The organism is Streptomyces sp. NPDC049954 (assembly GCF_040656295.1).
Lineage (GTDB): Bacteria > Actinomycetota > Actinomycetes > Streptomycetales > Streptomycetaceae > Streptomyces.
The window spans coordinates 85,242-111,353 of the sequence record NZ_JBFALS010000003.1 but is presented as its reverse complement, the minus strand read 5'-3'; the positions used below and the strand labels follow the sequence as shown (position 1 = coordinate 111,353).

The 26,112-nt window shown below is 72.3% G+C and carries 23 protein-coding genes; 11 read left to right on the top strand and 12 right to left on the bottom strand.

All coding sequences use genetic code 11. From position 1 onward, the window contains the following. Positions 1-150: 150 nt before the first annotated feature. Together AB0J21_RS07020 and AB0J21_RS07015 are read right to left on the bottom strand one after the other, a co-directional pair. Positions 151-531 (bottom strand): ankyrin repeat domain-containing protein, encoded by a 381-nt coding sequence (locus AB0J21_RS07020; protein WP_363144809.1) that lies wholly within the window; start codon positions 529-531, stop codon positions 151-153. A gap of 64 nt (positions 532-595) precedes the next feature. Next, the gene (locus AB0J21_RS07015) at positions 596-958 is read right to left on the bottom strand and encodes a hypothetical protein (protein WP_363144808.1); all 363 of its coding nucleotides are present in this window, start codon (positions 956-958) and stop codon (positions 596-598) included. Between the two features lie 228 nt (positions 959-1,186). On the opposite strand from AB0J21_RS07015, the gene AB0J21_RS07010 reads away from it, so the two are divergent. The 4 genes from AB0J21_RS07010 to AB0J21_RS06995 all read left to right on the top strand — a co-directional run bounded on the left by AB0J21_RS07010 (position 1,187) and on the right by AB0J21_RS06995 (position 4,126). Further along, positions 1,187-1,570, top strand: a complete 384-nt coding sequence (locus tag AB0J21_RS07010) for a VOC family protein (protein ID WP_363144807.1) — start codon at positions 1,187-1,189, stop codon at positions 1,568-1,570. Between the two features lie 83 nt (positions 1,571-1,653). Next, entirely contained in the window at positions 1,654-2,496 is an 843-nt protein-coding gene (locus AB0J21_RS07005) for a DUF6461 domain-containing protein (protein WP_363144806.1), read from the top strand. A gap of 201 nt (positions 2,497-2,697) precedes the next feature. Then, entirely contained in the window at positions 2,698-3,192 is a 495-nt protein-coding gene (locus tag AB0J21_RS07000; RefSeq protein ID WP_363144805.1) for a GNAT family N-acetyltransferase, read from the top strand. 91 nt (positions 3,193-3,283) lie between these two features. Then, on the top strand, positions 3,284-4,126 hold the full coding sequence (locus tag AB0J21_RS06995; RefSeq protein WP_363144804.1) for a phosphotransferase: 843 nt from the start codon (positions 3,284-3,286) through the stop codon (positions 4,124-4,126). A gap of 194 nt (positions 4,127-4,320) precedes the next feature. On the opposite strand, the gene AB0J21_RS06990 is transcribed toward AB0J21_RS06995, so the two are convergent. The 3 genes from AB0J21_RS06990 to AB0J21_RS06980 form a co-directional block, all read right to left on the bottom strand. After that, positions 4,321-5,067 (bottom strand): phosphotransferase, encoded by a 747-nt coding sequence (locus AB0J21_RS06990; RefSeq protein ID WP_363144803.1) that lies wholly within the window; start codon positions 5,065-5,067, stop codon positions 4,321-4,323. An 85-nt stretch (positions 5,068-5,152) separates the two neighbouring features. Then, positions 5,153-6,127 (bottom strand): DMT family transporter, encoded by a 975-nt coding sequence (locus AB0J21_RS06985; RefSeq protein ID WP_363144802.1) that lies wholly within the window; start codon positions 6,125-6,127, stop codon positions 5,153-5,155. A gap of 68 nt (positions 6,128-6,195) precedes the next feature. Then, positions 6,196-6,597 (bottom strand): hypothetical protein, encoded by a 402-nt coding sequence (locus tag AB0J21_RS06980; RefSeq protein WP_363144801.1) that lies wholly within the window; start codon positions 6,595-6,597, stop codon positions 6,196-6,198. A 690-nt stretch (positions 6,598-7,287) separates the two neighbouring features. On the opposite strand from AB0J21_RS06980, the gene AB0J21_RS06975 reads away from it, so the two are divergent. The 4 genes from AB0J21_RS06975 to AB0J21_RS06960 all read left to right on the top strand — a co-directional run bounded on the left by AB0J21_RS06975 (position 7,288) and on the right by AB0J21_RS06960 (position 8,908). Beyond that, positions 7,288-8,118: a helix-turn-helix transcriptional regulator gene (locus tag AB0J21_RS06975; RefSeq protein WP_363144800.1), complete on the top strand. Its 831-nt coding sequence runs from the start codon at positions 7,288-7,290 to the stop codon at positions 8,116-8,118. Beyond that, positions 8,115-8,324, top strand: coding sequence for a DUF397 domain-containing protein (locus AB0J21_RS06970; protein WP_363144799.1), 210 nt, complete (start codon positions 8,115-8,117; stop codon positions 8,322-8,324). Before AB0J21_RS06975 ends, AB0J21_RS06970 begins: the two co-directional genes overlap by 4 nt. 84 nt (positions 8,325-8,408) lie before the next feature. Next, positions 8,409-8,618: a DUF397 domain-containing protein gene (locus AB0J21_RS06965; RefSeq protein WP_363144798.1), complete on the top strand. Its 210-nt coding sequence runs from the start codon at positions 8,409-8,411 to the stop codon at positions 8,616-8,618. An 80-nt stretch (positions 8,619-8,698) separates the two neighbouring features. After that, positions 8,699-8,908, top strand: coding sequence for a DUF397 domain-containing protein (locus AB0J21_RS06960; RefSeq protein ID WP_363144797.1), 210 nt, complete (start codon positions 8,699-8,701; stop codon positions 8,906-8,908). Between the two features lie 114 nt (positions 8,909-9,022). Here AB0J21_RS06960 and AB0J21_RS06955 read toward each other — a convergent pair whose 3' ends face one another. Further along, on the bottom strand, positions 9,023-9,757 hold the full coding sequence (locus tag AB0J21_RS06955) for a dienelactone hydrolase family protein (protein WP_363144796.1): 735 nt from the start codon (positions 9,755-9,757) through the stop codon (positions 9,023-9,025). 127 nt (positions 9,758-9,884) lie between these two features. Between AB0J21_RS06955 and AB0J21_RS06950 the strand changes: the two genes are divergently transcribed. Continuing rightward, positions 9,885-10,400, top strand: a complete 516-nt coding sequence (locus tag AB0J21_RS06950) for a GNAT family N-acetyltransferase (RefSeq protein WP_363144795.1) — start codon at positions 9,885-9,887, stop codon at positions 10,398-10,400. A gap of 63 nt (positions 10,401-10,463) precedes the next feature. On the opposite strand, the gene AB0J21_RS06945 is transcribed toward AB0J21_RS06950, so the two are convergent. The 6 genes from AB0J21_RS06945 to AB0J21_RS06920 all read right to left on the bottom strand — a co-directional run bounded on the left by AB0J21_RS06945 (position 10,464) and on the right by AB0J21_RS06920 (position 21,781). Further along, positions 10,464-14,279 (bottom strand): ABC transporter ATP-binding protein, encoded by a 3,816-nt coding sequence (locus AB0J21_RS06945; protein WP_363145208.1) that lies wholly within the window; start codon positions 14,277-14,279, stop codon positions 10,464-10,466. A 344-nt stretch (positions 14,280-14,623) separates the two neighbouring features. Beyond that, positions 14,624-15,979 (bottom strand): S53 family peptidase, encoded by a 1,356-nt coding sequence (locus tag AB0J21_RS06940; protein WP_363144794.1) that lies wholly within the window; start codon positions 15,977-15,979, stop codon positions 14,624-14,626. 230 nt (positions 15,980-16,209) lie between these two features. Further along, positions 16,210-17,886: a thiamine pyrophosphate-binding protein gene (locus tag AB0J21_RS06935; RefSeq protein ID WP_363144793.1), complete on the bottom strand. Its 1,677-nt coding sequence runs from the start codon at positions 17,884-17,886 to the stop codon at positions 16,210-16,212. After that, on the bottom strand, positions 17,883-18,911 hold the full coding sequence (gene speB / locus AB0J21_RS06930; protein ID WP_363144792.1) for an agmatinase: 1,029 nt from the start codon (positions 18,909-18,911) through the stop codon (positions 17,883-17,885). The genes AB0J21_RS06935 and speB overlap by 4 nt, the downstream gene beginning before the upstream one ends. Before the next feature lie 543 nt (positions 18,912-19,454). Further along, positions 19,455-20,306 carry an NAD(P)-dependent oxidoreductase gene (locus tag AB0J21_RS06925; RefSeq protein WP_363144791.1) on the bottom strand — a complete coding sequence of 284 codons (852 nt, stop codon included), beginning with the start codon at positions 20,304-20,306 and terminating at the stop codon, positions 19,455-19,457. Positions 20,307-20,527: 221 nt separating this feature from the next. Next, on the bottom strand, positions 20,528-21,781 hold the full coding sequence (locus tag AB0J21_RS06920) for an ROK family protein (RefSeq protein WP_363144790.1): 1,254 nt from the start codon (positions 21,779-21,781) through the stop codon (positions 20,528-20,530). 184 nt (positions 21,782-21,965) lie between these two features. Between AB0J21_RS06920 and AB0J21_RS06915 the strand changes: the two genes are divergently transcribed. Next, positions 21,966-22,763, top strand: coding sequence for a phosphatase (locus AB0J21_RS06915; RefSeq protein ID WP_363144789.1), 798 nt, complete (start codon positions 21,966-21,968; stop codon positions 22,761-22,763). Between the two features lie 160 nt (positions 22,764-22,923). Next, on the top strand, positions 22,924-26,082 hold the full coding sequence (locus tag AB0J21_RS06910) for a glycoside hydrolase family 2 TIM barrel-domain containing protein (RefSeq protein ID WP_363144788.1): 3,159 nt from the start codon (positions 22,924-22,926) through the stop codon (positions 26,080-26,082). The last annotated feature ends 30 nt before the right edge of the window (positions 26,083-26,112 follow it).

The window sequence follows — 26,112 nt, the reverse complement described above, 5'->3', positions numbered from 1 at the left end:
AATGAGTCATGTCGAGCCGCATGAGCCTGAGCCCCCGGAACAATCAGCGGCCGTACTCGACATCGCTACCTGTCGCAGGGAACTGGGGCTGACCGAGCGCACCTGAAGAGCGCCGAGACGAATGGGGCCGGTTGTTCGCCGACCCCACCGTCACTCAGATGGAAGAGTCGCCATGAGCACTTCCTCCACCGCCCGGTGCTCCTCGACCCTTTCCTCCCAGCTCCTCGCCCAGTCCAGAGCGGAGAGACCGCCACTCTCGGGCAGAAGGGGGTCTGCGCCGTACCGAAGGAGGAGTTCGGTCATCGGGAGGTCGGCCTTGCCGGCGGCTGCCGCCAGCGGCAAGCCGTCGCGCCAGCCGCCCGATTCCTCGTTCGGGGCGGCCCCCGCCTCCAGCAGCAGAGCGACGCAGCGCAGCTCCCCCTGGACCGACGCCAAAAACAGGGGAGTGATCCCGTCGTAGCGCTGGTTTGGGTCTGCCCCGAGAGCCAGCAGTTTCTTGAGCCTGCCAACTCGTCCCTCTTCGGCAGCCACAGAGAGCCACCTCGGGAGCTTCTTCTTTTCTCGGTTATTCACAGTCCGTCCGGGCCTTCACCGTCTACTTGCGCACAGTTCGGAAGGTGCAGTGATGCAGACGGAATCCCTTCCCGTACCTTCTGCTCACTTCGTCCTGCGCCTTGCGCTGAGCCGCCTTCTTCGCCTCACCGGCGCTGCGACCGGTGGCGCTCTTCTTGACGTGCCGCTTCCCGTGGTCCTTCTTTCCGATCTCCTCTACCTCGCAACTGGCCGTGGCGTGCCAGGCCTTCGGCTTGGCCGGCAACGCGGATTCGGCGTGTGCCGTGCCCGACAGCGGCAGACTGAAAATCACCACGACAGCAAGCCAGCCAAGGGCCTTTTTCATGAGTTTCCCCGCTTTCTGCTGATACTCCGACGGCCGGTCCATTGCTCTCAATGCGGCCACACGTCCACAGAATATGCCGTAATGAACTACATGAAACACCCGAGGTAATCTTCCTTTGATCCGACTTGCCGATATTGCAACCCTCACCCTGACTTGGGGCAGTGAAATAACAAAACCGCTCGTTCAACAGTCGGGTATCAACGGACCAGAGGGGGAACACGCTGACGGAAGCCGTTGACGTAACGTGCTGCGAACGACAGGACCTCCTCACCGACTTGGGAACACCTCGTGCTGAAACTCGGCATCACCGTCCTCGGCGTCACGGACCTCGACCGCGCCGCCGCCTTCTGGACGTCGGCCCTGAACCTGGTGGCCGCCCCGGAGTGGAGCAGCGACACCTGGCAGACCCTGCACCACGCCGACGGCTCGGGTCGCGCGCTCGGCCTGATGGTCAGCGAATCCCCGGCGGAGTCCCACCCCCGCGTCCACCTCGACCTCTTCACCGGGACGACGAGCGAGCAGGCGGCGGAGGTCGACCGCCTCATCGCCCTCGGCGCGAAGGCGGTCGACTGGGACTCCTATCCGGAGAACCCCGACTTCGTCGTCCTCGCCGACCCGGACGACAACATCTTCTGCGTGGTCGACCTGAGTCAGGCGCCCAGCGGGAGTTAGGCAGGCCGCCCCGCTGCGGAACGAACGGCGTCAGAAACCGGCTCGCACCGGCGTTGTCAGAGGCGCCGGGCACACTGCACCGTATGAACTCGGTGACCGCGCACGACTACGCCTGGATCGGCACCTCACCGCTCTTCCGCCTCATGCAGGACAGCGGGTACACGCTGACACTGATACGGGGGTGGTCCCCGCGAGAGGTGCTGCGCGCGATGAAGGCGGAGCCGCACGGTACCGGGGAGGGAACGGCCGGGCTGATCGAGGCGGACGACGCTCACCGCGACGAGGTGGACGACTCCTGGGACGAGTCCTACGTCGCGGGCGCCTTCATCGCTCCGGGCGAGAACGGCGACTGGACACTCGTCCTCGGCATCGACGGTGGCCTGGGGATCACCGCGCCGTGCGTGGAGACGCTGTCGAAGGGCGGCCGGGTCGTGGCGCACTCGACCAACGGCGGCAAGCCCATCGACCTCTTCCACTGGTTCGAGGACGGTGAGCTGCGTACGACGTTCGAGGGCTCCTCGTCGCGCGAGGGCCACTCCCCCGACGAACTGGTGCCCCTGCTGCGGGAAGTCGGCTTCCCGCTGACCGCCGGGGGAGAGTACGACGAGAGCGCCCCGGACGTCGACGAGAAGGCGGCGGTCCTCGCTCTGGCCGAGAGACTCACCGGCGTACGCGTCACCGAATCCCTCCTCCAGGACGCCACGTACGAGCTGGGACTCGTCCCCGAGGAGCCCGCCGAGGAGTGGACCAGCGTGGTCATCGACATCACCGACGCCCACGGGGAGCGCCTGTACCGGGAATGGACCTACGAGGAGATCGCGGCGGCTTCGGCCCGTGCACGGGCGGAGGCGAACGCGCCGGTCGTGATCACCTTCGGCGAGGTGCCGACCGAGGATCGTTCAGCGCCCGGGACAGGTGAGGAGTAGCGAGCGGGAGCGGGGAGGGCGCCCCGGCCCCCTCGTCCCGGCACCCGCCGCTCGGCGCTTCAGTGCATAGGGCCCCGCCTCACCCGAAGCACGAAGCAGGAGGGGCACCGCAGTGGGCGTCCGCCGGGTTCCCGTCAGGTTTCCTCGCCTCATGCGTCCCTCACCGGTGGTCTCCCCGCACGGTCCGGGTAGGGTCGGGCGATGCCCGAGCTGATGCGACTGCGTGCCGACCACGCCCCGGCGGTGATGGCCTTCGAGCTGGCGAACCGCTCCTACTTCGCTGCCTCGGTCTCCGATCGCGGCGACGACTTCTTCGACCAGTTCACCGACCGGTACGACGCCTTGCTGGCAGAGCAGGAGGCCGGTGTCTGCGCCTTCTACGTGCTCCTCGCCGAGGACGGCTCGGTTTTCGGCAGGTTCAACCTGTACGACATGGAGGACGGCACTGCCGGACTCGGCTACCGGGTCGCGGAGCGGGTCGCCGGCCGGGGCGTGGCGACCGCGACCGTCCGGGAACTGTGCCGGACGGCGTCGGCGTCGCACGGCCTGCTCACTCTGCGGGCGGCCGCCTCCCACGACAACGCCGCGTCCCAGAAGGTCTTGGCCAAGGCCGGGTTCGTCCCGGTCGGCCCTGCCGCCCCAGCCGATCTCGGCGGCAGGTCAGGTACTTGGTACCAGTGCGACCTCCGGCCGTAGACCTTGATCCTGCTCGTGGGTCGGGGCTACCGCCGGACCTGCCACGCGAGCCGGAGCCGGAGCCGTGCGCGTGCTCATTGAGGAGAGACGTATGAAGTCACGGGAACTGCGCCGCGCGGTGGAGGCGGCACGGGCGACCACTGTGGAACTCGGCCTTCAGGTCGACGAGGTAGTAGTCGTGCACAACTCGGACCGTGTCGCGCTGCGCCTGATCCCCTGCGGTGTCCTGGCCCGGGTCGCGCCTCTGGGGCATCTGGCCGCTTCCCGTTTCGAAGTGGAGCTTGCCCGCCGTCTCTCCGACGTCGACGCTCCGGTGGGTGCGCTCGACCCTCGGACCGAGTCCCGCGTCCACGTGCGTGACGGGTTGGCGATCTCGCTCTGGACCTACTACGAACCCGTGGGGACGGAGATCGCGCCGGGGGACTACGCGGACGCGCTCGTGCGGCATCACGCCGCCCTGCGGCAGATCGAGGTGGCCGCGCCGCACTTCACCGATCGAGCCGCCGTGGCACTGGGAGAGGTGAACGACCGGGACACGTCTCCCGAGTTGGCCGATCCCGACCGGGAACTTCTCAGCGGCACACTCCGTGGACTGAGCACCGCGATCGGCGCCGAACAGGCCGATGAGCAGCTGTTGCACGGCGAGCCGCATCCGGGCAACCTCCTCAACACGAGGAAGGGGCCGCTTCTCGTGGACCTCGCCACCTGTTGCCGTGGGCCGGTCGAGTTCGACCTCGCCCACGCGCCCGAGGACGTGGCGAAGTACTACGCGGGGGCTGACCACGGCCTGGTTCACCAGTGCCGTGCCCTGAACTGGGCGTTGTTCTCGGCCTGGCGCTGGCGTCGAAGCGACCAGATGCCCGACCGCGACCACTGGAGAGCGGAAGGTCTCCACCGTCTGCGTGCCGCACTCGATCGGTGCCGACGGGGTTGAACCGGAGGCGGAAGCATCCGTGCGTGCCGGACCCGCCGCGCCATGCGCCACGTCCCGGCACAGCGCGGTGCGGCGCGGCGCGGGCGGCACAGCGGTCGAGGGGCCGACGCGGTCGAGGGGTCGACGCGATCGGCGGGAACGAGTGCGGGCGTCGGGCACCTCCTGAGCCGCCGTCGGCGTGGGCTCGCGCCACCTCACATCCGGGATCTCAGCACGTCGACCTCGCAGCCCGGCGCGGACGGGTCGAAGCCGTGCTCGGTCAGCCAGCGGACCGCCAGCAGGCTCCGCAGTGACCACCACGCGTGGATCACGTCGAGGTCAACGGCGGTGCCGTAGCCGGCGATGACGTCGTCGAGGTGTTCCTCGTGTCCGAGCGTGAAGGTGGCGAGGTCGTACAGGGGATCGCCCTGGCCCGCCTCGGACCAGTCGATGATGCCGGTGACCTCGTCGCCGTCGACGAAGACGTGCGCGATCTGCAGGTCGCCGTGCGTGAACGCCGGAGTCCATGGTCGCAGCGCGGCCTCGGCGACCCGGCGGTTGCGGGTGACCAGGCCGGCGGGCAGGACGCCGTTCGTCACGAGCAGCTCGCACTCGTGGTCGAGTTCCGCCGCCAGCGCGCCGATGCCGCGGCCGGCGCGGCCGGGACGGGGTGGCAGCGGCGCGTCGTGCAGCTCGCGGATGGCGGCGCCCGCCGCGGCCCACGCCGCCGGTGACCCGGTCGACGGCCCGCCGAGGCGCCCGAGCGTCGTCCCCGGGACTGCGGCGATCGCGAGCACGGGCGGCTTGCGCCACAGGACTTCCGGGGTCGGGACCGGCGCCAGGCCCATCGCCTCGACCTCGACGTCGACACGCGCCTGATCGGCGTCCACCTTCAGGAACACGTCGCCGACGCGCAGGGTCGCGCGCTCGGAGTGGGCGACGACGACTTTTACCTCATCCATGGGAGACCAGTATCCCGGGGGTGAGCGCCGACGTCGCCGGGTTTATCGCGGTTTCCCTCACCGTCCGTCCCCCTCGTGGCAGGCCCTACTCCGCCCGTGCCGCGGCGTCGGCGGCCGGAGCGGGGGCCGGGGCGCTCACCTGCTCCTCGGGGTGTTCCCGGACCGGCCGTCCCGTCACCGTCCGTCCCCACGCCGTGCCGACGAGGACCAGGAGGGCTCCCGCGAGGCCGAACCAGCCCGGGCGGTCGCCGGCCGCCGCGATGCCGATGACCGCCGCCCACAGCGGTTCGGTGCCCAGGAGCAGGCTGACGCGGGAGGGGGAGGTACGGCGGACCGCCCACATCTGCACGAAGAACGCGAACAGCGTGCAGAACGCGGAGAGGTAGAGGAGCCCGAGCCAGTCCCCCGCGCCGAAGCCGGAGGCCGTCGCCCAAGGGGAGGCACCCGTGCCCGGGACGGCCGACAGGACGCAGAACACGGCGACCGCGCCGCCGAGTTGGAGCGTCGTCAGCGACAGCGCGTCCGCCCCGCGCACCGACCGGGAACGCGCCATGACCAGGACGTGCGCGGTGCGGGCGAGCGCCGCCCCCAGCATGAGCAGATCGCCCGCCGAGGGGCTGGTGAACCCGGCTCCCTGCGTCAGCAGCGCGACGCCGAGCACCGAGAGCGCGGCGGCCGCGAGGAAGGGGGCGGGCAGCCGGGTGCCGCTCAGCCGGCTCTCGGCGAGCGGCGTGAACACCATGGTGAGGCTGATGATCAGGCCCGCGTTGGTCGCCGAGGTGTGCACGACCCCGTACGTCTCCAGCAGGAAGATCACGGAGAGGATCAGGCCGAGGCGCAGCGCCCCGCGCACCTGTACGGCGCTCAGTGCGCGCAGGCGCCGCCACCCGGTGAGCACCAGGACGGGGAGCGCCACGGCGAAACGCAGGACCAGGACCGCCACGACCGTGTGCGCGGTGGTGACCCCCTTGGCCGCCAGGTAGCTGGAGCCCCAGACCACCGCGACCAGCAGGACGGGCAGGTCGACCGGTCGGCCCGCGCGGGCAGTGGTGACGTCCATGGGTCGGCCTCCTCGGCGTGGGACACCGGGACAGTACAAGAGAGGCGCCGCACCGGTCCGCCGGTGTCTCAGCCCTCGAACCAGCCGCTGTGCGCCGAGCCCCGGCCCACTCCCCCGCTCACCCGGATCGAGCGGCCTCCCGCGTGGACGGTGACGGGTGGGGTGCGGGCCGTGTAACGGGCCTTCCTGCCGACCCGGCGGCTGCCCCGGGCCTGGACGGTCACGGACATCGTGGTGCGGGTGCGGGTGCTGCGCGCCTGCGTCTGGGCGCACACGTAGGGGCCGGAACGGTGGACGGTCAGGGTGCCCGTCGAGAAGCGCAGAGTGCGGACGAGGTGCCCCCGGCAGTGACCGGTCGCGGCGGTCGCCGTGGCGGGCGTGAGCATCATCAGGACCAGGAGTGTGCCCAGGGCGAGGACGGCGGTCAGGGTGCGCGCTCCCGCCCTTCCCCGGTCACCACTTCTTGTCACTCCCGCACCTTCCTTCACATCCCCCACCACCGTACGGATGTACGAGGTGGGGGACGCGGGCGGGTGGGGCGGCGGTTGCGACGGAGGACGGCCGTCCCCTTGCCGCCCCCGTAGACCCCCGTCGACAGGAAGGGCCTACGGGGGCGTCGTCACTCCGGCCGTTCCGGCGGACGCCGCGGCTCGCCCTCCTCGGTGTCCCGTCCTGGAAGCCGCTTCAGCACCACGGCGTCGTCCCCGCGACCTTCGCCCGCCCGGCAGCGCGGGCACTCGCACGGCGGGAAGCGCATGGGGTTGAACTCCGTTCGCCTCCAGCCGGGTTGGGGCGTGGACGCCGCACGACGCCGGGGTTCGGGCCCGGCCCCTGACACCGGGGTGGTCACGACGCACCCCGTACACAGTCCGGCGTCTGCTGATGGCGTCGCAGCAACACCCGGCAGTCCGTCGCCCTGCTGTAGTCGCGCTCGGCTTCGGCGGCGGCCCGGGCGAGTTCGAACCCCGCACACGTCCGGCACTCGGCGGTGGCGCCGGGGTCCGCGTCGCCTCCCGCCGCCGCTCGCTCACTCGGAAGACCGCTCTTCGCAGGCACGGGCAACTCCTCTCCGTAGTCATTCCACTACTGGGAGGGCCTAGACTGATGGGCCATCAGGACGACTTCAACCTCCGCGCGCCTGAAGGAAAGTTGGTCAGAGGGTGTCGAACCGCAAGCAACTGAACCCGGACGAGGGGCCGCGCGCCGCCTTCGGTGAGCGTCTGCGCAGGCTGAGAGAGGAACGGGGCTGGACCCAGGACGACCTGTCCGACCACACCGGCTACTCCGCCTCGCACATCTCGGGCGTCGAAACTGGTGCGCGAACTCCAACCGCCAGGTTCACGGAAAGTGTTGACAAGGCGCTCGGGACCGGAGACGCGATGACCCGGCAGGGGGCGGCGACTCGGAACAGCGCGATACTCGACGGGTTTCCGGAGTTCGTCGTGCACGAGGGGCGGGCGACAGAGATCCGGCTCTTCGAGATGGGCGTCGTTCCGGGCCTGCTCCAGACCCCGGAGTACGCCGCCGCCATCACTACGGGCGCCGTACGGCGGGGCGCGATCACTCAGCAGCAGGAGGAGGAACGGCTGACTCTGCTGGCGAAACGACAGGCATCCCTGGAACGGACACCGGCCCCGCAGATCTACGTGCTGCTGGACGAGAGCTGCATCAGGCAACTCGTCGGTGGACCGAAGGTCTGGGCCGAGCAACTGGACCGGCTCGGGGAGATCGCGGAGATGCCCAACACTGTTGTGCAGATCGCTCCGTACGAACTGGGCGAGCGCCGCTCGTTCTACACACCTGTCACGCTACTCACCACGCCTGATCGCTCCCAGGTCGCCTATGCGGAGTCCGCCCACTCGGGACACCTGGAGCGCGATATGCGGTTCGTCGGTCCGCTCCTCACGGCCTACCATCAGCTACAGGCCGAAGCGCTTTCCCAGGCTGAGTCCGTGGCCATGATCAACCGGGTACGAAAGGGCACCTCGTGACAACCCAATCCCTCCACTGGTTCAAGTCCTCCTACAGCGCCAACGGCGGTCAGTGCGTAGAGGTCACCGCCGACCTGATCACCTCCCACGGGGTGGTCCCCGTCCGCGACTCCAAGGTCCTGAGCGGCCCCGTCATGACCGTCGGCGCATCCGCGTTCGCCGGCTTCGTCACGGGCGTCAAGGACACCCACCCGCAGACCGCCTGACCGCCGTACGAACCGGCACCGGAGGCGTAGGACCTTCCAGGATCAGCGCACTTCCACGATCAAGCGGCTGAGAAAGGGCACTTCGTGACAACCCAATCCCTCCACTGGTTCAAGTCCTCCTACAGCGCCAACGGTGGCCAGTGCGTCGAGGTCACCCCCGCCCTGATCGCCTCCCACGGAGTGGTCCCCGTCCGCGACTCCAAGGTCCTGAGCGGTCCCGTCCTCACCGTGGGCGCCACGGCGTTCGCCGGGTTCGTCGCGGGAGTCAAGAACACGCATCCCCGGAGCGTCTGACCGCCACACTGTCGCCCTACAGGCGTACCACTCCAGGATCAGTGCGTGTCCATGCTCAAGCGACCAGGAAAGGGCGTCGCGTGACAACAGAATCCCTCCGCTGGTTCAAGTCCTCCTACAGCTCCAACGGCGGTAGCTGCGTGGAGATCACCACCGACCTGATCACCTCCCACGGAGTCGTTCCCGTCCGCGACTCCAAGGACCAGAGGGGTCCCGTCCTCACCGTGGGCGCCACCGCGTTCGCCGGGTTCGTCGCACGGGTCAAGGGCGCGGGGCGCGGCACCGTCTGAGCGTCCCGCACGCCACGGCGCGCGGCCCCACCGTGAAGCACACGGTGGGGCCGCGCGTCGGTTCTCAGGCTCCTCGTCGTGCTGCCCTTTGTCGTGTCACGACGGCGTTCCGGATCACCCGGCCCCCGCCACCGGCAGGCACTCGGCGAGCAGGGCGAGGATGTCGTGCCAGGCGCGTCGCGCGTGCTGCGGGTGGTGGCCGACGCCGGGGGGTGTGGCGTGGTCGACCGGGGGGTGGTGGAAGGCGTGCAGGGCGCCGCCGTAGATCGTGAGGCGCCAGTCGACGCCCCCGGCCTGCATCTCGGCCGCGTAGGCGTCACGTTGTGCGGCGGACATGATCGGGTCCTCCGATCCGACTCCGGCCCACACCGGGCAGGGGATGCCGGCCGCCTCGCCCGGTCGGCCCGTGGTCAGGCCGTTGACCGTGCCGATCGCGCGCAGTGCGACTCCCGCGCGCCCGAGTTCCAGCGCGATCGCGCCCCCGGTGCCGTAGCCGATGGCGGCGATCCGGCCGGGGTCGGTCCGTGGGGCGGCGAGCAGGACGTCGAGGGCGGCGTGGCCGATGTCCCGCATCCGGCCGGGGGCGGCGAGCAGCGGCAGGCAGCGGTGCCGCATCTCCTCCGGGTCGTCCAGATAGCGCCCGCCGTGGAGGTCGAAGGCCAGCGCCACGTACCCCAGTTCGGCCAGGGCGTCGGCCCGGCGGCGTTCGATGTCGCTGAGCCCCATCCCCTCGGGCCCGATCAGGACCGCGGGGCGGCGACCGGTACCGGTGGGGAGTGCGAGGTGGCCGGTCATCGTCAGACCGTCGGCCGGGTAGGTGACTGTGCGCGTGGTGACCGTCGTCGTCATGCGACCGGACTGTAGTGACGCGCCTGCCCGGGTGGGCCGGTCTTCACCAGGGGCGGAATGTGGCCCGCCCGCCAAGTCGCCCAGAAACGCGTTGTCGTGCCCGGGGCGCGGGCGGCATGCTTCGGGTGTGACGACTCACGAGAGCAGCAGCCGTACCGACGCCACCGTCATCCTGCCTGTCACCGTGCGCGATCTGCGGCCCCAGGATCTGCCCGCGTGCGGCTGGTCCGGCTCCGCCACCCATCTGCGCCATGTGGAGCGGGAGTTGGTGCGGGCCGCCGCCGGTGAGGTGGACTATCTGGCCGTGTGCACTCCTGTCGGCCTGCCGGTGGCGATCGGCGGTGTCGACTACCAGGTGTCCGAGGGGGCCGGGACGCTGTGGCAGCTCGCCGTGCTCCCGGCGTTGCAGTCCCGGGGCCTGGGGACGCTGCTCGTGCGCGCCGCCGAACAGCGTGTCCGGGAGCGCGGGTTGCGCACCGCCGAGCTGGCCGTGGAGGAGGACAACCCCCGGGCCCGGGCCCTGTACGAGCGGCTGGGCTATGTCGCGTACGGGCGGGAGCCGGACGCCTGGGACGAGGAGGGGCCGGACGGGTCGGTCCGCCGCTACGAGACGATGTGCGTTCTGCTGCGCAGGGAGCTGTGACCCCGGCGCCCTGACCCGCCCCGCCGACCCGCCCCCGCCCGGCCCGCCCTCGCCCGCCTCATCTCACCCCACGGCCACCGGCTCCTCCGGGTCGCTCGGGTCACCCGGGTCGCCGGGGGCACTCGGCTTGACCAGGTCCACCGGCTCGCTCTCCCCGATGAACGTGCGCCACAGGCGGGCGTACGTGCCGTCGAGGGCGAGGAGTTCGTCGTGGGTGCCGTCCTCGGCGACGCGGCCGTGGTCCATGACGACGACGCGGTCGGCGCGGGCCGCCGTGGTGAGGCGGTGGGCGACGACGAGGGTGGTGCGGCGGCCCGCGACGCGTTCCGTGGCCTGGGTGACCTGCGCCTCGCTCGCGAGGTCGAGCGCGGCCGTGGCCTCGTCGAGCAACAGGACGCGGGGGTCGACGAGTTCGGCGCGGGCCAGGGCGATGAGCTGGCGCTGTCCGGCCGAGAGGTTGCGGCCGCGTTCGGTGACCTCGTGGAGGTAGCCGCCGTCCAGGGTCGCGATCATGTCGTGCGCGCCGACCGCGCGGGCCGCCGCCTCGACCTCGGCGTCGCTCGCCTCGGGCCTGCCGTACGCGATGGCGTCCCGTATCGTGCCCGCGAACAGGTACGACTCCTGCGGGACGACGCCCAGTTGGTGGCGGTACCCGGCCAGGTCCAGGTCGCGCAGGTCGCGGCCGTCGACCGTGACGGCGCCCGAGGTCGGGTCGTAGAAGCGGGCGACGAGCTTGACGAGCGTGGACTTGCCCGCTCCCGTCTCGCCGACGAAGGCGACGGTCTGCCCGGCCGGGATGCGCAGGTCGACGTCGTGCAGCGCGGTCTCCTCGCCGTACGCGAAGGCGACGTGCTCGAAGGCGAGTTCGCCGCGCAGCTCGCCGACCGGTTCGGGCCGCTCCGCGTTCGCCGTGGAGGTGGGCTCGACCAGGAGTTCCTGGACGCGGCCCAGCGAGACGGTCGCCTGCTGGTAGCCGTCGAAGACCTGCGACAGCTGCTGGACGGGCGAGAAGAACAGGTCGATGTAGAGGAGGTAGGCGACCAGTGCTCCCGTCGTCAGCGTGCCCGCGTCGATGCGGTGCGAGCCGACGATCAGGACCAGCGCGGTCGCGACCGTGGACAGGAGCTGGACGAAGGGGAAGTAGACCGAGATGAGCCACTGGCCCCGGATGCGGGCGTTGCGGTAGGCGCGGGCGTCCCTCTGGAAGGTCTCGTAGCCGGTGTCCTCGCGGCGGAACGCCTGGACGATGCGCAGGCCCGCGACCATCTCCTGAAGGTTGGAGTTGACGACCGAGATGCGGTCGCGGGCCAGCTTGTACGCCTTGACGCTGCGGCGCCGGAAGAAGACGGTGCCGAGGATCAGGACGGGCAGCGTCGCGAAGACGACGAGGGCGAGTTCCACGTCGATGACGAGCAGCGCGGCCATGATGCCGAAGAAGGTGACGACGGATACGAAGGCGGTGACCAGTCCGGTCTGGAGGAACGAGGACAGGGCGTCGACGTCCGTCGTCATACGGGTCATGATGCGGCCGGTCAGTTCGCGCTCGTAGTAGTCGAGGCCGAGCCGCTGGAGGTGCGCGAAGATCTTCAGGCGCAGCGAGTACAGCATGCGTTCGCCGGTGCGGCCCATCATGCGGTTCTCGCCGATCTGCGCGGCCCACTGCACGAGTACGGCGGCCAGGCCGAGGCCCGCCGCCGTCCACACGGCGCCGAGCGCGAGCCGGTTGACGCCGTCGTCGATGCCGTGCCGGATGAGGACCGGCAGGGCGAGGGCGAGGCCCGCGTCGAGGGCGACCAGCAGGAGGCTCAGCAGCAGCGGTTTGCCGAAGCCGCGCAGCAGCCGGCGCAGCCCGTAGGAGTCCTCGCCCGCGACGGCGCGCGCCTCGTCGATCCCGGGCAGGTCCTCGGCCGGGGGCAGCGCCTCGACCTGGGCGAGCAGTTCGGGTGTCGCGGGCATCCCGGTGAGGGCGGTGTCGCGCGGGGTGCGGTCGCCGGTCCACAGCTGCGGGGTGATGCCGCGTTCCGCGTCGTACTCGGCGTCGAGTTCGGCGCGGACCGACTCGTCCTCGGGCAGGTCGGCGGGGAGCGGGTGGCCCGGTGAGACGGCGCCCAGTTCGTCGGGGTCGGTCAGCAGGCGGCGGAACAGCGGGGAGCCCGCCTCCAGCTCCTCGTACGTGCCGACGGCGGCGAGCCGGCCCTTGTCGAGGACGGCGATGCGGTCGGCGAGGCCGAGGGTCGAGCGGCGGTGCGCGATGAGCAGGGTCGTGCGGCCCGCCATGACGCCGCGCAGCGCCTCGTGGATCTCGTGCTCGACGCGGGCGTCGACGGCGGAGGTCGCGTCGTCCAGGACGAGCAGGCGCGGGTCGGCGAGGATCGCGCGGGCCAGGGCGACGCGCTGGCGCTGTCCGCCGGACAGGGTCAGTCCGTGTTCGCCGACGGTCGTGTCGTAGCCCTCGGGCAGTTCGCGGATGAAGCGGTCGGCCTGGGCGGCGCGGGCGGCCGTCTCGATCTGCTCCCGGGTGGCGCCGGGCACGCCGTACGCGATGTTCGCGCCGATCGTGTCGGAGAACAGGAAGGAGTCCTCGGGGACCAGGCCGATCGCGGAGCGCAGCGAGGACTGCGTCAGTTCGCGCACGTCGTGGCCGCCGACCAGGACGGCCCCGTGGGACACGTCGTAGAAGCGGGGCAACAGGAGCGACACGGTGGACTTGCCGCTGCCGGAGGAGCCGACGACGGCGACGGTCTCGCCGGGGCTGATCTCCAGCGAGAAGCCGTCGAGGACCGGGCGGCCCTCCTCGTACGCGAAGCCGACGTCGTCGAACTCGACGGTGGCGGGCGCGTCGGCGGGCAGTTCCTTCGTGCCGTCCTGGAGGGAGGGCTCGGTGTCGATGAGTTCGAGGACGCGCTCGACGCCCGCGCGGGCCTGCTGGCCCACGGTGAGGACGACGGCGAGCATGCGCACGGGGCCGACGAGCTGCGCGAGGTAGGAGGAGAAGGCGACGAAGGTGCCGAGCGTGATGTGACCGCGTACGGCGAGCCAGCCGCCGAGCGCGAGCATCGCGACCTGGCCGAGCGCGGGAACGGCCTGGAGCGCCGGGGTGTACCTGGCGTTGAGGCGGATGGTGCGCAGCCGGCCCGCGAACAGCCGGCGGCCGACCTCGCGCAGCTTCCCCGTCTCCTGCTCCTCCTGCCCGAAGCCCTTGACGACACGGACCCCGGAGACGGCGCCGTCCACGACGGAGGCGACGGCGGCGGCCTGCGCCTGCGCGTACCAGGTCGCGGGGTGCAGCTTGGTGCGGGAGCGGCGGGCGATGAAGTAGAGGGCGGGGGCGACGGCGAGGGCGACGAGGGTCAGCGGGAGCGACAGCGTCGCCATGATGACCAGGGACATCACGAACAGCAGGACGTTGCCGATCGTCATGGGCAGCATGAACAGCAGGCCCTGGATCAGCTGGAGGTCGCTGGTCGCGCGGCCCACGACCTGGCCCGTGGACAGTTCGTCCTGGCGGCGGCCGTCGAGCCGGGTGATGCTGGCGTACATCTCGCTGCGCAGGTCGTACTGGACGTCGAGCGCGAGCCGGCCGCCGTAGAAGCGGCGCAGGTAGGCGGTGACGTAGACGACGACGGCGGCGCCGACGAGGACGCCGGCCCAGGTGCCCATGGGGCGGCTGCCGTCACCGATCACGTCATCGATGATGATCTTGGTGATGAGCGGGACGAGGGCCATGACGGCCATGCCCGCGAGGGAGGCGCCGAGGGAGATGACGACGTCCCTCTTGTACCGCCAGGCGTAGCCGGCGAGCCGCCGGGCCCAGCCGGGGCCCTGCCGGGGGTCGGGGGGCGGGGTCCTGCCGTCTGCCGAGCCGTGTTCCGTACCGATAGGTTTTCCCGCCGCCACGCGTGCCTCCTGTTGATCCGTGTCGCCGGAGGGGGAACGCGTTCACGTGCGGATTTCATCCCGCCGTTACGTTCGGGCTCCGCCGGGTGGCTCCGCCGGCCCGAGGGAACTGACTCGGGGCTCCGCCCCGGGCCCCGCTCCTCAAGCGCCGGAGGGGCTGGGTGTTGGGGCGCTGTTCCTGTGCCGCCGGGCCGGGCGGGACGACTCGGGGCTCCGCCCCGGGCCCCGCTCCTCAAGCGCCGGAGGGGCTGGTAGGCAAGGCGCCGGAGGGGCTGGTTAGCCAGGCGCCGGAGGGGCTGGTTGTTGGGGCGCTGCTGGTTGACAGGTCACTGTCCCTGGGCCAGTACCGGGACCAGGCGGGTGGCGTCCACCGTGCCCAGGCCGCTCGCGAGGTCGTAGCCGGGTTCGGCGCGGTAGCCGGCCTCGCCGTTGATGCCGTTCACGACGTCGACGAGCCCGGCGCGGTCGGCGGCCTGGATCGCGCCGTACAGGGTCGCGTTGACCGGGCCCAGTCGCTTGTCGGCCTGTTGCGCGGCGAGTGCGGTGAGGCCGGCGAAGAGGGGTGCGGAGAGGCTTGTGCCGAGCATGGGGGTCCAGGAGGACGTGCGGTCGTGGGTGAACCAGATCATCGTGGAGCCGGTCGCCGAGGCGGTGAGGGACACGTCGGGCACGCCCCGGTGCTCCCCCGTCACCCTCTTCACGCCGTCCTGGTAGTCGGGGCGGGCCGCGAGGACCGAGGTGCCGCCGCCGGTGGCGCCGCCCTTGTCGTTCCACACGGTGTCGGGGCTGTGGCGCCGTCCCTTGTCGTCCAGGGTGAGCCGGGTGCCGCCGACGGCCGTCACGCCGGGGTCGCTCGCGGGCCAGGACACGGTGCGGACCGGTGGCCGTCCGGCCTTCGCGGCCTCGGCGGCGCCGGGGGCGGCTCCCTCGTCCCCGGTCGCGGCGACGACGGTGATGCCCTTCGAAGCGGCCTCGTCGAACACCGGGCGCAGATCGCGGTAGATGCGGGCGACGTGCGCGCTCTGGTCGCCGGTCTCCGGGAAGACGAAGCTGAGCGAGAGGACGTCGGCCTTGTTCTCGGCGACGGCCTTGCGGACGGCCCGCGCGATGAGGTCCATGGCGCGCGGGGTGATGCCCTTCGCCGCGTCCGCCTGCTCCAGGTCGACCTGGTAGAAGCGCAGGTCAGCCTTGGGGGCCATGGCGTGCAGGGCCTGGACGTCCATGGTGGCCTCGCGGGCCATGGCGACCATGGTCTCGTCGCTCCAGTCGAAGGCGGCGGCCCGTCTGCCCTCGCCCGGGGACTGGCGTACGACGGTCAGGTCCGGGGCGGGCAGCCGCATCGCGGAGCTGAAGGTCTTCAGGTCCTCGGCGAGGTGCGGGGAGCCGACGACGTTGAGCGCGGCGACCGTCGTGCCCTCGCCGTCGGTGCCTTTGGCGTCGAGCGCCTTGGCGCCGTACACCTGCCGCAGCTGGTCGAAGGTGTAGCAGCCGGTCCGGGTCGCCCGCGTGCACAGCCGGCGGACCGGGCCGGTCGCGGTCGTCGTGGGGGTGGGCATCGCGGTCGCGGTCGCCGCCTGCTGCGCGGCCTGGGAACCGGCGACGGTCTGGCAGCCGGTCGCCAGCAGCACGGAACCCGTCACCCACGCGAGGACGGCACGGACGGTACGGGCGCGGTGAGGCACGGGACGGTCCTCCAGGTCCTGACCGCCGGCCGGCGGGGCACACGCGCTGCGCGCCCTGCGGACGGGGTACGAGGGGTGTGGCAGGGACGGCTCCCACGCTGTCCCGGCACCCCGGGCGCGGCCAGCGGGCCAGGGCCGTCCGGGTGAACCCCCGGGGGCCGGGAGCCGTGCCCGGCCCCTCCCGCCGACTCCCCTCGCGGCCCCGCTCCCTCAGCTGCCCGTGCGCGCCGTCAGCTCTCCTTGAACATCCTCGGTACGGCCGGGAGGACGACGACCGAGGGGCCGGGGGCGGCGAGTGCCTCGGCGAGGTCGGCGCGCAGCCGCTCGGGGCTGGTCAGGGTCGCGGGGACGCCGAAGGAGGCGGCGAGGGCCGGGAAGTCGGGGCGGGCGAGTTCCGTGCCGGTCGTCTCGCCGAACGCGCCGGTCATGTACTCGCGCAGGATGCCGTAGCCGCCGTCGTCCACGATGAGCCAGGTCACCGGCAGTCCGTACTGCCTGGCGGTCGCGAGTTCGGCGAGCGAGTACATCGCGCCGCCGTCCCCGGAGACGGCGAGGACGGGGCGGGCCGGGTCGGCGCTCGCGGCGCCGAGCGCGGCGGGGAAGGCGTAGCCGAGCCCGCCGGAGCCCTGCGCCGAGTGCATCGTGCCGGGGCGGCGGGCGTCGAAGGCGGCCCAGGCCCAGTACGACAGGATCGTCATGTCCCAGAAGCTCGGCGCCTCGTCGGGCAGCGCCGCCCGGATCGAGGCGAGCAGGTCCTGTTCCAGGGTCAGGTCCTGCGCGTCGATGCGGGCCCTGACCTTGCCGAGGAGGTCGGCGACGCGCTCGGGCGCCCCCGGTTCGCTGCGCGGCGGGGCGGTCTCCAGGAGGGCGGTCAGCGCGAGGCGGGCGTCGGCGTGGATGCCGAGGCCCGGGTGGTTGGACTCCAGTTTCCCGAGGTCGGCCTCGATCTGCACGATCCGGCCGCGCGGCGCGAAGCTGTGGTAGTTCGAGGAGAGTTCGCCGAGCCCGGAGCCGACGACGAGCAGGACGTCGGCGTCCTCCAGGAACTCGGTGGTGTGCCGGTCCTCGATCCAGGACTGCCCGGAGAGCGGGTGCTCCCAGGGGAAGGCGCCCTTGCCGCCGTACGTCGTGACGACGGGCAGGTCGAGGTGTTCGGCGAGCGCGAGCAGTTTCCCGGCCGCGTCGGCGCGTACGACGCCGCCCCCGGCGAGGACGGCGGGCCGCTCGGCGTGCGCGAGCCAGTGCGCGGCGAGCGCGGTCAGCTCGGGGCGCGGCACGAGGTCGGGCGGGAAGGCGTCGGGCGCGTTGACCTCGGGCAGGACCGTTTCGGCGGTGAGGACGTCCTGCGGGATCTCGACCCAGACGGGGCCGTGCGGGACGGTGAGCGCCGACTCCCAGGCCGCCGCGATCGCGGAGGGGATCTGGGAGGCGGTGCGCACGGTGTGGGTGGACTTCACGACGCCCCGGAACGAGGCTTCCTGGTCGCGCAGTTCGTGCAGGTAGCCGTGGCGGCCCCCGCCGAGCCCGGCGACCGGGACCTGGCTGCTGATCGCGAGCACCGGGGAGCTGCCGGCGGCGGCCTCCTGGAGCGCGGCGAGCGAGGTGAGCGCGCCGGGCCCGGTGGACAGCAGGAGCGGCGCGGCCTCGCCGGTGACCCGCCCGTACCCGTCGGCGGCGAAGCCCGCGTTGTTCTCGACGCGCAGTCCGACGTAGCCGAGCGCGGAGCGGCGTACCGCGTCGAACAGGCCGAGGGCGTGCTGCCCGGGCAGTCCGAAGACGGTCGTCGCGCCGAGCCCGCGCAGCGTCTCGACGACGAGGTCGCCGCCGGTGCGTCCGGCGGGCGGATCGAGCGCGGCCCGGGTCTGCTCGTCGGTGGGGCGCAGTTCCAGGTCGTGGTCGTGGGTCACTGGTTCGCGGGGTCCTTCCGGGCTTCGGCGATCTGGCGGGACATGATCGTCGTGAGTTCGTACGCGGTGTGGGAGGCGGCCACGGCGGTGATCTCGGCGTGGTCGTAGGCGGGGGCGACCTCCACGACGTCGGCGGAGACCAGCCGGCAGGAGGAGAGCCCGCGCAGGATCTCCAGCAGTTCGCGGGAGGTGAGCCCGCCGGCCTCGGGGGTGCCGGTGCCGGGGGCGTGCGCGGGGTCGAGGACGTCGATGTCGACGGAGACGTACAGCGGGCGGTCGCCGATGCGCTGACGCAGCTGGTCGACGACCTCGTCGACGCCGCGCCGCATGACGTCGGCGGAGGTCACGATGCCGAAGCCCATCTTCGCGTCGTCGGTCAGGTCCTGCTTGCCGTAGAGCGGGCCCCGGGTGCCGACGTGGGAGAGCGCGGAGGTGTCGAGGATGCCTTCCTCGACGGCGCGGCGGAACGGGGTGCCGTGCGTGTAGGCGGCGCCGAAGTAGGTGTCCCACGTGTCGAGGTGCGCGTCGAAGTGGAGCAGCGCGACCGGTCCGTGCCGTTCGGCGACGGCCCGCAGCAGGGGCAGGGCGATGGTGTGGTCCCCGCCGAGCGTCATGAGGCGGGCCCCGGTGGAGAGCAGTTCGCCGGCCGCGCCCTCGATCGTCTCGACGGCCTCGCCGATGTCGAACGGGTTGACCGCGATGTCGCCCGCGTCGGCGACCTGGGCGAGCGCGAACGGGGAGGCGTCCTGCGCCGGGTTGTAGGGGCGCAGCAGCCGGGACGCCTCGCGGACGGCGTTGCCGCCGAAGCGGGCGCCGGGCCGGTAGGAGACGCCGGTGTCGAAGGGGACGCCGACGACGGCGACCTCGGCCTGCCCGACCTCGTCGAGCCGGGGCAGCCGCGCGAAGGTCGCGGGGCCCGCGTAGCGCGGGATACGGGAGGAGTCGACGGGTCCGCGCGGGGTGGGCCGCCCGTCTGCCGGGGCCGTGGCCTGGGACTGGGACCCGGAGTGCTGCTGCTCGCTCATGGTGGATGCCTTCGCCGTGTCGGAAGCGCCGCAGGTGGCCGGGGGGATCGCCCTCGGAACGGGTGGCGCGCCCCCGACTGTAGCCGGGGGGCCGCGCGGTCGGCACGGGCGAGGTTCGCGCAGGTGGCGGGGGCGGGCGACGGACACCGGGGCGGGGGGCGGCCGGACGCGGGAACGCGGGAACGCGGGAACGGCGCCAGAAGGCAGCGGCGGACGCAGGGGCGGTGAGCCCAGGTCACGAAGTGACGGGGGACGCGGGTTCACTCAGGTCACGGGGACAGAGCCGTCCCCGGCGGAGCCGCCGACGGCGGGGCGGGCCGGGCTCCTCCCTGTGCTCGCACTCGGCCGCTCGGCCGCTCGGCAGCGGGCCGCAGCTCGGCTTGCGCGCGGTCCGCGATCCACCGCACCGGGCCCACCCCACGGGGCCGCTGGTGGCCCGCCCCCGCCGCGTCCCCACGGGCCGCCGCCACGTCCACGCCCCGCCCCGCCCCGCGTCCACGCGCCCCGCGTCCACGCACGGACGCGGCGCCCCGCCCTCCGCGCTCAGCGCCAGGTGTGGCGCGGGACGAACCCCAGCAGTTCCGGGCTGCGTCGCGTGTCGAAGAAGGTGTCGTGTCCGCCGAAGCCCTCGCGCACCTCGGTGTCCGGGTGGTACGCGGCCAGCAGGTCGAGGCTCGGTTCGAGGGCGGCGCTGTCCGGGGCGCACACGTTGACGACGTGGTGGCCGCTCAGCCTGGCGGTGAGCGCCGCGAGCACGGAGCCCGCCGCGTCCTCGGTGTGCAGCCAGCCCCACAGTTCCTTGCTGTTGCTCCCCGGGTCGGCGTGCACCTCGTCGAGCCGGGCGCGCAGCCGCTCGCCCGCGCCGACGAACGGGAAGCGCAGCAGGACGGTGTCGGTGCCCCAGCGGCGTGTCGTGAAGGCGGCGGCCTGCTCGGTCATGACCTTGGACAGTCCGTACGAGTCGACGGTGAGGTCGGGATGTTCCTCGTCCACGGGCACGTACGCCGGGTGCAGTTCGCGGTCGGCCCACGCGAGGCCCACCGCCGAGGCGCTGGACGCGGCGACGATCCTGCGGACCCCGCGCCGGCCCGCCTCCTGGAACACGAGGTACGCGGCCAGGACGTTGGTCCGCAGCGTCTCGTCCTCGGCGACGAGGCCGGGCGCCGGGTAGGCCGCGAGGTGCACGACCCCGGCGAGCCCCGAGGGCCCGGCCTCCTCGGCGGCGGCCGTGAAGCACGTGGTGACGGTGGCGGCGTCGGCGAGGTCCCCGGTCACGAAGCGCGCACAGCCGTCGTCCGCCTCGCCGCGTTCCCGGTCGGCGCCCACCACGCGGTACCCGGCGTCGGCCAGCGCGGTCACGACGAACCGTCCGATCCCGCCGGACGCGCCGGTCACGAGGACGGTGTCTCGCCCGCCGAGGGGGGCGCCCCCAGGCCTTCCGCGTCCGCCGGACTCGCTACGCCCCGGCTCTTCGTGGTTCATCTCTGACGCTCCCGTCTCATCTGGTTACGGCCACCTGATCACAAGGCGCCCGGCCACAGGTCGCCCGGTCACACGTCCATCTGGTCACGAGCCGTCCGGTCACGAGACCGACACCCGCTCCGGTCACCGACGGCTCAGCCCAGCAGCAGTGACTTGGGCTGCGCGGAGAGCGCCTGGTCGAGGACGAGGCAGGCGGCACCGACCGCGGCCACGTCCTCCCCGATCGCCGACGAGGTGACCGCGACCGGGCGGGCGCGCCGGACGAACGGCGAGGCGGCGATCACCGGCTCGATCGCGGGCAGCAGCCGGCCGCCGAGCAGCGGCCACACGGGTCCGCCGAAGACGACGGTGGCGGAGTCGAGCAGGTCGGCGACCGCGCCGGCCCCGCGCCCGATCCGTACGCCCCAGCGGTCCACGAGGCCGCAGGCGCGGGGCTCGCCCTCGGCGACGAGTTCCGCGAGCCGCCGCATACCGCGATGCGCGTCCCGGGGGACGGTGGTGCTGAACCCGTCGTCGAGCGCACCCAGTTCGACGGCCTCGTCGACCAGGGCGCGGGTCGAGCAGGCGGCGCAGAGCCCGCCGGTCTCACCGAGGTTGCCCGAGGAGCCGCGCAACACCGAGTCGTCCACGACCAGCCCCATGCCGGAGCCGGTGCCGAGGTAGCAGAAGAGGAAGTCGCGACTGTCGGTGGTCGCTCCCGTCCAGTGTTCCGCGACGGCGGCGGCGATGACGTCCTTGTCGAGCAGCACCGGAAGACCGGTGGCCTCGCTGAGCCGCTCGCGCAGCGCGACCGTGCCCCAGCCGGGGAGACCCGGCGGTCCGACGACGAGCCCGCGGGCGAGGTCCACCGGCCCGGGAGCGGCGATCCCGAGGCCGAGCACCCGGTCGCGGTCCACCCCTGACTCGGCCAGGAGCGCGGACACGGACCGGGCTGTCCCCGCCACGACCCGCTCGGGGCCCGCGTCGTACGGTGCGGGCTCGCGGCGGCGGGCCGTGACCGTGCCGAGCAGGTCGAGCAGGACGTAGGTGAGGACGGCCGGGTCGAGGTGCACGCCGATCGCGTACCGCGCCCCGGACACGATCCGGAGCAGGGTACGGGGCTTGCCGCTGCCGACGCTGCGCCTGCCGGATTCGCGGGCGATCCCGCGGTCGAGGAGGCGGCGGGTGATGTTGGTGATCGTCTGCGCGGACAGCCCGGTGGCGCCCGCGAGTTCGACGCGACTGAGCCCCTCCGGGTGCCGGCGGATCGCGTCCAGCACGACGGACTCGTTGAAGCCGCCGAGGCGCGGCAGATTGGTGCCCCGCCGGATCGCCCCCCTCGCGGGCGCGGCGTTCGCGCCCTTCGGCGGCCCCGCAGCAGGCTCCGCGCCGGCGCTCGTACTCTTCATGGTCCGCTCCTGGAAGAGGGGGGCGCGGCTCCGGGCCACCGTGCCGCCGGTACGTGCCGGACCATTAAATCAAAACGATGGACTTCGACCGGGGAATGCGGACCGCGCCCACGGACGCGGAGACCGCGCGCCCGATCCGCCGCGCACCCGGGCCGGTGGCAGGGCCTCACGGCACAATGGGGGCATGCCGATACCGAGCCGTGCCGAACTGGTCGACCACCTGATCGAGACCCGCATCTCGGGTGAGGTGGCGACGCCGCGTGAGAACAACCTGGCGCACTACCGTCACCTGGCCAACGGGGACCGCAACTGGTGGCTGGGCCTGGAGCTGGGCGACCGCTGGAGCGACGAGCAGGACGTCCTGGCCGTGATGGCCGAACGCTGCGGGGTCGTCGACGACCCGGAGTTCCGTCAGGGCCAGGACACGATCGATCCCGAGCTGACGGTGGCCGGACTGGACCGCATGGCGGACCGTCTGCGGAAGGCGGCCGAGGGCGGGGAGCGGGTCCTGTTCGCGACCGGCCACCCCGGTGCCCTGCTGGACCTGCACCGCCGTACGGCGCAGGCGATGCGGGAGGCGGGCTGCGAGGTGGTGCGCATCCCGGGTGGTCTGCACGCCGACGAGGGCTGCGTCGTGCAGTTCGCCGACGTCGCCGTGTTCGAGCGCGGGGCCTCCCTGTGGCACACCCACTCCCCCGAGCCGATGAGCGCGATCCTGGACGGCCTCGACCGGGCGGGCCGGCCCCAGCCGGACCTGGTCGTCGCCGACCACGGCTGGGCGGGCCGCGCCGGGCAGCGGGGCCTGGACTCGATCGGCTACGCGGACTGCAACGACCCGGCCCTGTTCCTGGGCGAACTGGAGGGCACGATGCAGGTGACGGTCCCGCTGGACGACCACGTGAGGGACCCGCGCTTCTACGAGCCGATGACCGCGTACCTGCTGAACGCGGCGGGGCTGCCGGGGGCCGACCGGGCGTACTGAGCGCCGGGGGCCGGGGCACACCGGATGAGGGGGCGGGACCGTGCGGGGCGGCCGCGCGCGGTCCGCCTCCTGCCGTAGCGGGTGACGCAGGACCCTTGCGCGGGCGTGCTTTCACGTCTGATGCTGATGGTTCTTGTCGCCTTCCGTTCGGAGCCGCTCGATGTGCGCATACCGACCGAATCGCCGTTCCGTCCTCTCCACGGGCGCCGCTCTCGCGGGCTGGGCGGTCTTCGCGACACAGAAGCGGGCCTTCGCCGCCGCCGGCCCCGAATGGGACGCCAGACCGCGGGTCTTCCAGGTGAACCGGGACGCCGCGCGGGCCCGGCTGGTGCCGTACGCGAACGTCTCCGCCGCGGTGCGCGGGGACCTGGAGAAGTCGCCCTACTTCCGTTCCCTCAACGGGAAATGGCGCTTTCACTGGTCCAAGAACCCCGAGGCACGCCCCACCGGCTTCGAGGAGCCCGACTACGACGACAGCGACTGGGACCACATCAAGGTCCCGTCGAACTGGGAGATCGAGGGCTGGCCGGAGCCGATCTACCTCAACATCCGCTATCCGTGGGTCGGCTACGAGGAACCGGAACCGCCTCAGCTCCCCCGGGAGTTCAATCCCGTCGGCTCCTACCGGCGCGATTTCACGGTGCCCCGCGGCTGGTCGGGCCGACGCACCCTGCTCTCCTTCCAGGGCGTCAAGTCGGCGTTCTTCGTCTGGGTCAACGGCAAGCGCGTCGGCTACAGCGAGGACAGCTACACCCCCGCCGAGTTCGACGTCACCGAGTACCTGCGGGCGGGCGCCAACAGCCTGGCCGTCGAGGTGTACCGGTGGTCAGACGGCAGCTGGCTGGAGGACCAGGACATGATCGATCTGTCCGGCATCTTCCGCGACGTCTACCTGTACTCGGTCCCGCCCGTCCACGTGCGGGACCTGTTCGTGGGCACCGCCCTGGACGCCGTGTACCGGGACGCCGTCCTGACCGTGACCACGACCGTACGCGGCCGGGGCGGCGAGACCGGCCGGTACCGCGTGGAGGCGCTGCTGTTCGACTCCGGGGGGCGCCGCGTCCTGGACCGTCCGCTCAGCGGCGAGGTCACCCCGGGCGCCGAGGACGCCGAGGTGACGCTCCGGGCCGACGTCCGCTCGCCCGCGCTCTGGTCGGCGGAGGACCCGAACCTCTACACCCTGGTCGTGACGCTCACCGACGCCGCCGGCGAGGTGGTCGACGTCCAGCGGACCAGGACCGGCTTCCGCGAAGTCGACTGCGGGCCGGGCCGGTTCACGGTGAACGGCAAGCAGGTCATGCTGCGCGGCACCAACCGCCACGAGACCGATCCGGACCACGGACAGGCGGTCGGCGAGGCGCGGATGGTCGAGGACATCCGGCTGATGAAACAGCACAACATCAACGCCGTGCGCACCTCGCACTATCCGAACCATCCGCGCTGGCTCGAACTGTGCGACGAGTACGGCCTGTACGTGGTCGGCGAGACGAACCTGGAGACCCACGGCGTCCGCGACACCGTGCCCGCCTCGCTGCCCGAGTGGACCGACGCGTGCGTGGACCGGATCCGCTCGATGGTGGAGCGCGACAAGAACCACCCGAGCATCGTCGTGTGGTCCCTGGGCAACGAGGCCGGCGAGGGCTCCGACTTCCGGGCGATGGCCGACTGGGTGCGCGCGCGTGACTCCTCCCGCCCGGTGCACTACGAGGGCATGAACGCGGTCGCCGACATGCACAGCGAGATGTACACGAAGCCGGCGGACGTGGAGGCGTACGGCAAGTCGGGCGAGCAGACGCCGTTCATCCTGTGCGAGTACGCCCACGCGATGGGCAACAGCAACGGCAACCTCAAGGAGTACTGGGACATCTTCGAGCGCTACCCGAACCTGCACGGCGGCTTCGTGTGGGACTGGGTGGACCAGGCGATCCGGCTGCCGGTGCCCGGCGACGCCAAGCACACCTACCTCTCGTACGGCGGCGACTGGCACTCCGGCTACCCCACGGACGCCAACTTCTGCTGCAACGGCCTGGTGGACGCGGACCGCACGCCCCATCCCGGCCTCCTGGAGCTGAAGAAGGTCTACCAGCCCGTGGAGGTCGCCGCGGCCGACCTCGCGGCCGGAACGGTGAAGGTACGCAACAAGCACCTGTTCAGCGGGCTCGACGCGTACGAACTGCGATGGGAGGTGACCCGCGACGGCCACCGGACGCAGCACGGAGTCCTCGCGCCGCCCGACGTGGCGCCGGGCGCGGAGAAAACCGTCCGCCTGCCGGTGGACGCACCCGCTTCCCCCGAGCCGGGCGCCGAGTACTGGCTGAACGTCTCCTTCGTGCTCAAGTCCAGGACCCGCTGGGCCGAGGCCGGGCACACCGTGGCCGCCGAGCAACTCGCCCTCGACTGGCACGCCCACGCTCCGGCCGAACCGGACCCCACCCGCCTGCCCGCCCTCACCCTGAAGGAGACCGGGGGGAGCCTGCGGGTCGGCGGGCGGGACGTCGAGGCGGTGCTCTCCCGGACGACCGGAACACTGGAGTCGTACCGGGTGAAGGGGCGGCTCCTCCTGGCGGGCGGCCCCGTCCCGAACTTCTGGCGCGGGCCGACCGACAACGACATCGGGCGCGGCACCCAGGACTCGCTGCGCACGTGGCGGAAGGCGGGCACCGACCGGAAGGTCACGTCCGTGAGCGCCGAGCAGCCCTCCCGCGGCGAGGTCACCGTCCGGGTCGTCTGCTCGCTCCCGACGTCCCCCGCGCCGTCCACCTGGACCACCGTCTTCACCTTCCGCGGCGACGCGGGCATCGACGTCAGGCACACCCTGGAGGCGCCCGAGGGGCTGCCCGACCTCCCGCTGGTGGGCGCCCTGCTGACCGTGCCCGAGGGCTTCGAGCAGATCGACTGGTACGGGCGGGGACCGCAGGAGAACTACTGGGACCGGCACACCGCCGCCTTCGTCGGCCGCTACCGGTCGACGGTCGACCGGCAGGAGGCCGCGTACGTCCGGCCCGAGCAGATGGGCAACATGACCGGCGTACGCCGCTTCTCGTTGACGGACCGGTCCGGGGCCGGGCTCGTGGTGCTGGCCGATCCCTCCGGGGACGAGCCCTTCCTGGAAACGAGCGCGCTGCACTACTCCCCGTTCGACCTCGACGGGCCGAAGCACCCCTACGAACTCCGGCGCCGCGCGGAGACGGTCCTCGGGATCAACCACCGCCAGACCGGGGTCGGCGGCAACGACTCGTGGGGCGCGCCACCGCTGGAGCAGTACCTGCTGCACGCGGGACGCTCCTACACGTACGCCTACCGGCTGCGTCCCGCCTGAGACCGGGCCTCTCCCCGTGGCCGGGGCCCG

Coding starts and splice junctions, on each gene's coding strand:
- AB0J21_RS06915 (WP_363144789.1), top strand. CDS start 21,966: ATGCCGATACCGAGCCGTGCCGAACTGGTCGACCACCTGATCGAGACC.
- AB0J21_RS06920 (WP_363144790.1), bottom strand. CDS start 21,781: ATGAAGAGTACGAGCGCCGGCGCGGAGCCTGCTGCGGGGCCGCCGAAG.
- AB0J21_RS07000 (WP_363144805.1), top strand. CDS start 2,698: ATGCCCGAGCTGATGCGACTGCGTGCCGACCACGCCCCGGCGGTGATG.
- AB0J21_RS06985 (WP_363144802.1), bottom strand. CDS start 6,127: ATGGACGTCACCACTGCCCGCGCGGGCCGACCGGTCGACCTGCCCGTC.
- AB0J21_RS06910 (WP_363144788.1), top strand. CDS start 22,924: ATGTGCGCATACCGACCGAATCGCCGTTCCGTCCTCTCCACGGGCGCC.
- AB0J21_RS06990 (WP_363144803.1), bottom strand. CDS start 5,067: ATGGATGAGGTAAAAGTCGTCGTCGCCCACTCCGAGCGCGCGACCCTG.
- speB (WP_363144792.1), bottom strand. CDS start 18,911: ATGAGCGAGCAGCAGCACTCCGGGTCCCAGTCCCAGGCCACGGCCCCG.
- AB0J21_RS06995 (WP_363144804.1), top strand. CDS start 3,284: ATGAAGTCACGGGAACTGCGCCGCGCGGTGGAGGCGGCACGGGCGACC.
- AB0J21_RS06955 (WP_363144796.1), bottom strand. CDS start 9,757: ATGACGACGACGGTCACCACGCGCACAGTCACCTACCCGGCCGACGGT.
- AB0J21_RS07005 (WP_363144806.1), top strand. CDS start 1,654: ATGAACTCGGTGACCGCGCACGACTACGCCTGGATCGGCACCTCACCG.